At 56.2% G+C, this 8,186-nt stretch carries 11 protein-coding genes and 1 tRNA gene; 1 reads left to right on the plus strand and 11 read right to left on the minus strand.

The annotated features are described in order from the left end of the window. Nucleotides 1-49 precede the first annotated feature (49 nt). The 7 genes from radC to AB5Y72_RS19090 all read right to left on the minus strand — a co-directional run bounded on the left by radC (nucleotide 50) and on the right by AB5Y72_RS19090 (nucleotide 2,989). The gene (radC, locus tag AB5Y72_RS19060; RefSeq protein WP_368199446.1) at nucleotides 50-547 is read right to left on the minus strand and encodes a DNA repair protein RadC; all 498 of its coding nucleotides are present in this window, start codon (nucleotides 545-547) and stop codon (nucleotides 50-52) included. 71 nt (nucleotides 548-618) lie between these two features. Continuing rightward, nucleotides 619-915 (minus strand): hypothetical protein, encoded by a 297-nt coding sequence (locus AB5Y72_RS19065; RefSeq protein WP_368199448.1) that lies wholly within the window; start codon nucleotides 913-915, stop codon nucleotides 619-621. Then, nucleotides 908-1,318 (minus strand): hypothetical protein, encoded by a 411-nt coding sequence (locus AB5Y72_RS19070; RefSeq protein WP_025201149.1) that lies wholly within the window; start codon nucleotides 1,316-1,318, stop codon nucleotides 908-910. Before AB5Y72_RS19070 ends, AB5Y72_RS19065 begins: the two co-directional genes overlap by 8 nt. Nucleotides 1,319-1,327: 9 nt before the next feature. Further along, entirely contained in the window at nucleotides 1,328-1,753 is a 426-nt protein-coding gene (locus AB5Y72_RS19075) for a DUF2787 domain-containing protein (RefSeq protein ID WP_342010050.1), read from the minus strand. Between the two features lie 19 nt (nucleotides 1,754-1,772). Then, nucleotides 1,773-2,120, minus strand: coding sequence for a YkvA family protein (locus tag AB5Y72_RS19080; RefSeq protein ID WP_257700174.1), 348 nt, complete (start codon nucleotides 2,118-2,120; stop codon nucleotides 1,773-1,775). Between the two features lie 83 nt (nucleotides 2,121-2,203). After that, the gene (locus AB5Y72_RS19085) at nucleotides 2,204-2,653 is read right to left on the minus strand and encodes a hypothetical protein (protein WP_368199450.1); all 450 of its coding nucleotides are present in this window, start codon (nucleotides 2,651-2,653) and stop codon (nucleotides 2,204-2,206) included. Between the two features lie 12 nt (nucleotides 2,654-2,665). After that, entirely contained in the window at nucleotides 2,666-2,989 is a 324-nt protein-coding gene (locus tag AB5Y72_RS19090; protein WP_024941032.1) for a hypothetical protein, read from the minus strand. 246 nt (nucleotides 2,990-3,235) lie between these two features. On the opposite strand from AB5Y72_RS19090, the gene AB5Y72_RS19095 reads away from it, so the two are divergent. Beyond that, nucleotides 3,236-3,586, plus strand: a complete 351-nt coding sequence (locus tag AB5Y72_RS19095; protein WP_368199452.1) for a helix-turn-helix domain-containing protein — start codon at nucleotides 3,236-3,238, stop codon at nucleotides 3,584-3,586. Between the two features lie 11 nt (nucleotides 3,587-3,597). Here AB5Y72_RS19095 and AB5Y72_RS19100 read toward each other — a convergent pair whose 3' ends face one another. From AB5Y72_RS19100 to AB5Y72_RS19115, 4 genes are all read right to left on the minus strand, one after another. Further along, nucleotides 3,598-4,578, minus strand: coding sequence for a hypothetical protein (locus AB5Y72_RS19100; protein ID WP_368199453.1), 981 nt, complete (start codon nucleotides 4,576-4,578; stop codon nucleotides 3,598-3,600). Then, nucleotides 4,575-5,564: a YqaJ viral recombinase family protein gene (locus tag AB5Y72_RS19105; RefSeq protein ID WP_368199455.1), complete on the minus strand. Its 990-nt coding sequence runs from the start codon at nucleotides 5,562-5,564 to the stop codon at nucleotides 4,575-4,577. The genes AB5Y72_RS19100 and AB5Y72_RS19105 overlap by 4 nt, the downstream gene beginning before the upstream one ends. A 94-nt stretch (nucleotides 5,565-5,658) precedes the next feature. Continuing rightward, nucleotides 5,659-6,609, minus strand: coding sequence for a DUF932 domain-containing protein (locus AB5Y72_RS19110; RefSeq protein ID WP_139392548.1), 951 nt, complete (start codon nucleotides 6,607-6,609; stop codon nucleotides 5,659-5,661). A gap of 430 nt (nucleotides 6,610-7,039) precedes the next feature. After that, a tRNA-Arg gene (locus tag AB5Y72_RS19115) sits at nucleotides 7,040-7,116 on the minus strand. Between the last annotated feature and the right edge of the window lie 1,070 nt (nucleotides 7,117-8,186).

Raw genomic sequence — 8,186 nt, forward strand, 5'->3', positions numbered from 1 at the left:
CCTGGTTTATCACCCGTGTCCCAAGCGGACCTCTTGACTGGCGTAACAGTTACAAATGCCCACGCTCTGCCAGCGACACCACGCCCTCCGCCCCCACCACCAGATGATCCAGCGTACGGATATCGACCAGCGCTAGGGCGCTTTGCAGTCGCTGAGTGATCTCGATATCTGCACGGCTGGGTTCTGGGTAACCTGAGGGATGGTTGTGGACCAGCATCAGCGCGGCGGCATTGTGGTGCAGCGCCCGCTTGACCACGTCGCGGGGGTAGACGGTCGCAGCGGAGAGGGTGCCGAGAAACAGCTCCTCGTAGGCCAAGATCCGGTGCTGGTTATCGAGGAACAGTGCGGCAAACACTTCGCGGTCTCGTGTTTGCAGCAGCCCTTGCAGGGCCTGATGGGCCAAGTGTTTATCGGTAATAGCTTCTCCCTTGGCCAGTTTCTGCCGGGCAACGGCTTGGGCGATGGTGAGCAGGTCATCGTCGGTGACAAGGTCAGTCACCCGGTAGGTGCCGGGGGTCTCCCCGGCGATCAGTTTGTGATGCAACATGATTGGGCTCCATACGCTATCGCCCCACCACATTGGACGCGGCAGGCTAGGCGAAGTAGTTGGTTAATGGGTTACTGAATGGGGTGTGACCACTGGCTTGGCTGGCTGTGTTCAGGCCGCCAAGGTGTGCGGGTGTAGTCGTGCAGCGGAATGTGGTAACTGGTGGCTAGTAGGGAGCCTAACTGGGTTAGCCAGCTGTGATCCGGGTGATCGCAAAGCCATTGCGCCAGTGCGTCGCCCCGTTCGTTTTCATAGCGCAGGTAGAGGGTATAACCGTCCACCGGCAGGCCCTGGTCATGTACCACTTCAATCTGACCATCGTGTTCAAGATAAGCCTCCAGCTCGATGGCGATCACGGCGTTAATCATCTTCGGTCTCCTTGTCAGGGATGGGGTCACTCTCCACCGCATAGCCGCGATGGATGCAGATGCGCTGCAGGTCAGCCAGAAAGTTGGCCAGTACGCGAGGTTGCTCGTTGAGCGGGACTGGCCCTGCCTGGCAATGCCAGAAACAGCGACGTTCGGGGTCGATGCAGATTTCATCCCTCGGCTGGCTCATGGTGTGCCAGTCCTCAGCATTGGTGAGAGAGAGCAGTTGCCACTGCATCCCGGACCAACGCACTTGCAGGGTGACGGTGCGGGCTAGTGGGCTCTCCGGGGTCAGGTGCAGCAGCCAACGCTGACCACTGCTGGTGGGTGTTATCTTGGCGTTGGCGGCGATTTGTCCCAGCCACTGACGTGAGTAGTGGGAGAGCGCTAATTCTTGGCTCATCGTGTCCTCCTAATCTCCTGCGACCGTGACGCTGAAGCATTCCAACCGGCAGTAGGCAATAAAGTTGCTCTGCCAGATGTCGAACAACTCCCGCGCTTCGGCCAGCCGCAGCGGTCCCCAGCCCAACATGGTGTGTTCCCCATCGAGGAAGTTGAAATCGAGCTCCTTGCAGAGCTCAGCATCATGGCCCAGCCCCTGGTAGCTGAAATCGGTGACGTAATCGAATAGCCAGCCATCGAGCGCACGGATCAGGCGGATCTCGACCGGGTGCACGCCGCCTTGCTCGGCACTGTAGCCGGGGTTGCGAAAGTTGAAGGTCAGTTGGGTTAAGCGCTCAAGATTGAGCTCAGTTTTAGTGACTTCCTGGTCGAGCAGAACCAGCAATGCTTGGTCAACGGGCAGGGCAAAGCCGTCCCGAAAAAAGGGAATGGTCATGGTGTACTCCTTGTGGGGGTTAATCTTGGCCGAACAACTCGCGCATTTTTCTGGCCACACGGGCACGGATCTGTTCATCGATAAAGGCGGTAATGCTGGCGAGCGCCGCACTGAGTACCGCGATGTCATCGGTGAGTCCCATCGGCAACACGTCTGGGATCGCATCGATCGGTGAGATAAAGTAAGCCAGCGCACTGTAGATCAGCAGTTTGGCCCAAAGCGGCAGATCATCCTTCTGGCTGGTGTAGTAGAGCAAAAGGCAGGTCTCAATAAAGGGCCGACCGGCCCGTTTGGCAAAGGCCCAAAGTTTGTGCCAAAAGCCTGTGTGATCGAACGGCTCGCATTCAGGGGGAATGCAGGGTGGCATAGTGCGTCTCCTTCACGGGTGGGTGAATTGCAGAAATAAAAAGAGGAGGCAAATGCCTCCTCTTGGATGGGAATGGATGTGAGCTATTCGTCCCACATCAAGCAGTCAAACTCAGGGGTATTAGTGGCGGGCAGTACAGATGCGACCTCTTTGGTTGGCAGTGCGAGTTGCTTGCCGTCAGCCGTTAAAATGCTGATCGACTTGGCCTTGCGCAGCTTGTCCCACATGTCGAAGAAATTGTTCTCACCGACACGGGACTCGGTCTCATAGGGCGCATCGTATTGGCTGCCATCGACGATGATGGTGAAAGCTTGCCCAGCATAAGAGCCGTACTCCTTGCCCTGCACGGTAGCCGTCATGCTGACCTTGCGGGTGTCATTACAGGCGATATAGAGGTTGTTTTGCTCGTTGACCACCGCCGTGTATTCGCTGGTCCCCTGTCCCCAGCCACTGCTCCAGCGTCCGGCCTCGCCATAGGCCAGGGCGTTGTTGCATAGCAGGATGGCCGTCAACGTGATCCAACATTTGTTCATGGTTAACTCTCCTTATCCAACGTAGTAACCCAACACATTTTGTAAAAAGCCACCTGCCGCGATGTAGCCCACCACGCCCCCGATGAGCTGGGGACCAACTTTCCAAAACAACTTTTTCTTGAACATCTCCTGTGCGCCGTCAGCAAACAGCATGTCTGGTTGGGTAAAGCGGCGGAACAATTCCCCGCCCATCAGGCCAAGTGAGGTAAACAGAGAACCAAAGACAAAGTGCCAGATATGGCCCCAGAACCCGAGCTGCGGAGAGCTACCGGTCCAGAGTGAATAAATGGTGACGACGAGAAAAAACAGGGTGGCAATAACGGGATAACGAGCCATGTACTTTTCCTTATGTAACAGAGTAATAGTAACAATGGCAGTCGCCCTAACCGCTCGCGTAAAAGCGCTTTACCCGAGATGGGAGGGGATGCCACAAACGAGGATTGATGTTTGTTGTCGGTGAGTCGGTCAGCGTAGCGATCATCGATTTACGACCAATTACAACCAACTTAGTTGATACTCGCCTTTTTGAGTCCTTATCGTCAATGAGTCCATGGTCAACCATACGGGTTGACTGGAGGAACCATGACAGATATCAACCTTGAGCTGTTAGCCAAGAGCGTTGGCAAGGCGATTAGCCACAAGCGTACTCAAGCCGGATTCACGCAAGAGCATGTTGCAGAACACCTCAATATCGGGATGGAGGCCGTCTCTCGAATGGAGCGAGGGATTGTGGTGCCGACCGTGGTGCGGCTGGCGGAGCTCGCTCAACTGTTTGGTTGTGAGCTGGCGGACTTTCTGCGCGAGACCAGTAACCGCCCGACCGAACAGGGCATTGTGCTAAGCCAGCAACTGGCTCGGCTCGATGATGCTGACCGAACCCTGTTGCTGGAAACAGTAGAGCGGTTGGTGGATCGGTTGGCGCGTCCCCGCTGATCACCCGCCATTCACTGGGGAGGGGATGGGGTCCCTTTCCCCAATTTGTTGGTGAGTGGACTCCTTCTTGGTTGCGGCCTCTGCGGCGTTCTGGTTGCTTGGCTTTGTGGTGCGTTATGCGAGGCAGTCGCCTCCACACTAGCGTTGCCATTCGTCGTCTCTTCGGTGTTGGCTTCGGGATAGAACTCCTCCAGCAACATCGGCACCTCTTCATCGATATCCTCAAACTGGCCGTTACGCAGCAACTCACGAGCGGCTTGCTCCATCTGGTCGATGGCGAGCCCCGCCTTCTGGTCACGCTGGGCCGCCTCCTGTGCCAGCGTGACCGCTTCAGTCAGGTTGGTCTCTTTCCGCAAGGTCAAATCTACGTAGTAGACCGGTGTGCGGTAGGACTGGGTAGTGCTCTTGGCCCGCAACCGCAGGGTGAGCGGCAGATAGCGGGTATGACCCCCGCTCACTGCCTCCAGGTATTTCAGTCGCGCCGCCAGGGTGCGTACCGAGTTGTAGCCGGTGGTGCGGAAGATAAAGCTACCCAGCTCATCCCCTTGCCCCTCCACAAACAGGTTCAGTCGTCCGTACAGCTTGCAGCCCTGTTGCCCTGCAAAGGCGCAGCGCTCTGGTCCAGGGCAGCTGACCTCCTCCATGCCTTGCGCCCCCACACGTCTCGCCACCTCCCCATTCCCGACACAGAGCGGCCTGCCGGTTTGCCGGTCAAAGGCGCTGTATTCCGCCCGCAGATTCAAGTCGCTGTCGTTGAACAGCACCCGCACTGGAATGGCGCGGATCTTGGTCTGCTCCTGACCTTGGCCACTCTTTTGCGATGAGTAGTGTTGATGCAGGGGATGGAGCAACCATCCCCCCTTTTGCTGTACCTGGGTGGTGAGGGTGAAGCTGTCGTCCTTCTCCGGTACCCACTTATCCTGTTTTTGCACCAGCTTGCCGATGCAGATCCGCCCGATCACGGGCGGGGTAATCGCCAGTCCTTTGATCATGGTGTTTGCCTCAAGGGTTGAATGGTGAAACGGCGCACGCCGGGCACCGGTTTGACATAACGGGTGAGCAGGTCGGGATGATCCTGACCGAGCTTATCCAGATCCGGTGCCAGCCGGTCTTTGCTGCGCTTCCAAGTGATCTTGCCGTTGGCAAACAGCCCGGCAGTGGCTTCACCTAAGGTGGCTTGCAGCCGCTGCTTGAGCTGCGACTCCTGCAGCTCGACAGCTTCCTTCTGCTGACGCAATCGCAGCAGCTCCCCAAACAGTTGGTTGAACTCGGGAGAATCGGAGAGATCTACCGTCTGGCCATCGTCACGCGGAAACAGCCAGCTCAGGGCATTGGCGGCATCATTGGAGCCGTCAGGCTCGGGCTGCTGGTCTTGTTGCACCATCTGCCAGAACTGCGCTTCCCGCTCGGTGAGATCCTGGATCTTCTCCTCATCGCGCTCGATGCGGTAAATCCGAAAATCCTGGCCGCCGATCAGCACTGCCACCTCAGCCCAGGCATGGCCGGTAACCGCTAATTGATGCAGTACCTGACACTGATAAGCCACCGGCACACCTTCCTCCCACTGGGGGGCGCTGTGATAGCTGGCGGTCTTGATCTCCAGAATGCCCGGCCCATCGGGATGGCCGACTACCTCCCGATCGAGGTTGGCGAGCATGAAGGGTTGCTCGGGGTGTTGCAGCACAGCATTGACCCGGCGCACCTTATAGCCGGTGCGTTTGGCATAGACCTGCGCCAGCACCGGTTCTAGCTCAATGCCCCACAGCACGGCTTCCTTGTGTGAGATATCCTCCGGCTCCTTGCGACCGGTCTTCTCCAGCCACAGGCTGAGCGGGCATTTGTAGGGAGATAGCCCCACAGCCACGGCAGCATCGGAAGAGCCAATGCCGAGTTTGCGGATAGCAAGCCACTGCTCGCAGGTTAATTGGGTAGTGGAGGCCAGCCGCAGGGCTTGGCCGTATTTGGCTTTTGCTTTCATGACTATTCCTTGTTGACGGCATAAATGGCTACGCCCGGATTGGCTTGCGCCAGTCCGGGTGAGGTCGTTATGCGGTTTGAATGGGGAAACGGAATTACTGCAGCAGGGTGAGAGCTTGATTCAAGGCTTGGGATTTGAGTTGGGCGCCCTGACCAAACCAGGCGGAATCGAGCCGGTGATCTTGGCTACGAGCACGGCGGTGGTGATCCACGTATTCGGTGACTGCATTAACCAGCCCCCAGGCGGTATTGCGGGAGCTGACAAGTTCTGAGCCCATGCCTGCGCCCTGATAGAGCTCATGCAGCCGTTGTACCGGCTTGGTGAGGATGATGTTCTCCTCATCCAGCGGTTGCGCCAACAGGTCGCTGAAAAAGCGCAGTGCCTCTTCGGGGGCCACGGGCCGCTGTGCCAGCGCCTTGGTCTGCGCCTTAAATTCATCCCAATGAGAGAGCCCCAGCCCGAGCGACTCTTTGACGGCAGCTGCATCGAACTGAGTAGAGTGGGGCACCTTGATGGCACCGGTAGCGCCGCGCAGTGCCATCTGTAGGGTGTTGTTGCAGACTACCCGCAGCGAGGTGAACTGCGCCGTGGTGCAGAGCGTGCCGTCGCAGCTGGTCGCCAGCAGCAAATAGGACTTTACCAAGTCATTGCCTTTGAGCTTTAGGTCCTGACCTGTTTTAGCCAGAGCCCACAGCTTGCGGCCGCCTTTAAGCGAGCCTGCTGTTTCCAGCTCAAAGCCACCGGCTTCTACCAGATCTTGATAGAAGTGCAGCACCTCGTGAGGCTGTACCACGTTGTAGCGACTTGAGACCACCGATAGGGGGGCGAGGGTATCGGAGCGATACAGCACCTTGCTGTCGCTGTAGGGGCGGATATGCAGTGCATCGGAGGCGACGTTAAACATCACGTCGCTCTGCTCGATGGTCCAATCCATCCCGGCTGCCTGTAGCCAGATATCGAGAGATTGTTGCGGGGGCAAAATATTGCCAAGGCCATGCCAAGGGGTTTGGCCCGTGTAGGCCATGGTGTCAATCAGGTGAGCCATATCTCCTCCAGGAATTGTGAAATGCAGACATCAGCCTGCTAACTCATGGAGGTGATGTAGGTTTGAAAGTTTATTGAATAGGATTTATTTGCTATTAAATTCTCATTATTTTAAGGGGCTTTACAGCATGATGGTGTTGTGTAATGAACTGCACTGGAGGGGTACGGAGAGGGGTACGAGGCCAAAAACGACCAAGGGGTTAGCACCATGACGATGCCAACCCCTTGTTTTGTATGGTGTTCCCGACTGGAGTCGAACCAGTGGCCTGTCCCTTAGGAGGGGATGGTTATAAGAGCTTTTAAATAAAAAATATCGTTAAAAAACAATGATTTAAGTGTATTTTTGGATTTGAATAGCGCTGAAATAGCGCTAAATAATGCTTGCAACGCATGCGCAAATGCATTATTGGGGGTGAAATGAGGTTACGAGATGGCGTCCCAGGCAGGATTCGAACCTGCGACCTTGCCCTTAGGAGGGGCGCGCGCTATCCAGCTGTGCCACTGGGACGTGCGTGCATTATATAAAAATACTAATAAAAATAAACAGCTGCGTAGATTTTCTGTCGGAAAGCTTCTTTTTTAGCCTGATTGGGTGCTTGTTGTTCAGATTTTTTGGTAGGGAGCCACCACACGGCAAAAAATGATTTTTAGTCCTCGATTGCTAACTCCAATCTGACCTCATTAAGGCTTATGTAGTGCCCTTTTTGCCATTCATGATATCGATAATTGGATCGCCTGCGGCCACCGAGGCGCAGATTGGCCCGTTGTCAGCCGACAATCACTGTTTGCCAGGGTCTGAGTTCCATTTCACGATACCTGTAGCAGTTCCGGCCTATTTGGGTTTTGGCGCAGATCACCTCGTTGTCAGCCGACAATCGCTGCCTGTCAGGGTCAGATTTCCATTTCACGATACCTATAGTAGTTCCGGCCAGCGGGTACTCAGGCACAGATAAGCCTGTTGTCAGCCGACAATCACTGTTTGCCAGGGCCATATTTCCATTTCACGATACCTGTAGCACATCGGGCCAGCGGGTACTCCGGCGCAGATCAGCCCGTTGTCAGCCGACAATCGATGTTTGCCAGGGTCAAAATTCCATTCCACGATACCTGTAGCAGTTCAGGCCAGCGGGCCACTCTGGTGCAGATCAGCCCGTTGTCAGCTGACAATCGCAGCCAGTCAGCAGAGAGGGTTCCATTTCACGATACCGATAATGCGGTTGTCAGCGGGGCTGAGGTGCAGATCACTCCGTTGTCAGCTGACAATCGCAGCCAGTCAGCAGCGAGGGTTCCATTTCACGATACCTATAGCGGTTCCGCACTCGGGCACACCGGTGCAGATCACCTCGTTGTCAGCCGACAATCACTGTCTGCCAGGGCCAGGTTTCCATTTCACGATACCTGTAGCAGTTCCGGCCAGCGGGCACTCTGGTGCAGATCAGCCCGTTGTCAGCCGACAATCACTGCCTGCCAGGGTCAGAATTCTATTTCACGATACCGATAATGCGGTTGTCAGCGGGGCTGAGGTGCAGATCACTCCGTTGTCAGCTGACAATCGCAGCCAGTCAGCAGCGAGGGTTC

It is taken from the genome of Aeromonas sp. R7-4 (assembly GCF_040908055.1).
GTDB lineage: Bacteria > Pseudomonadota > Gammaproteobacteria > Enterobacterales > Aeromonadaceae > Aeromonas > Aeromonas sanarellii.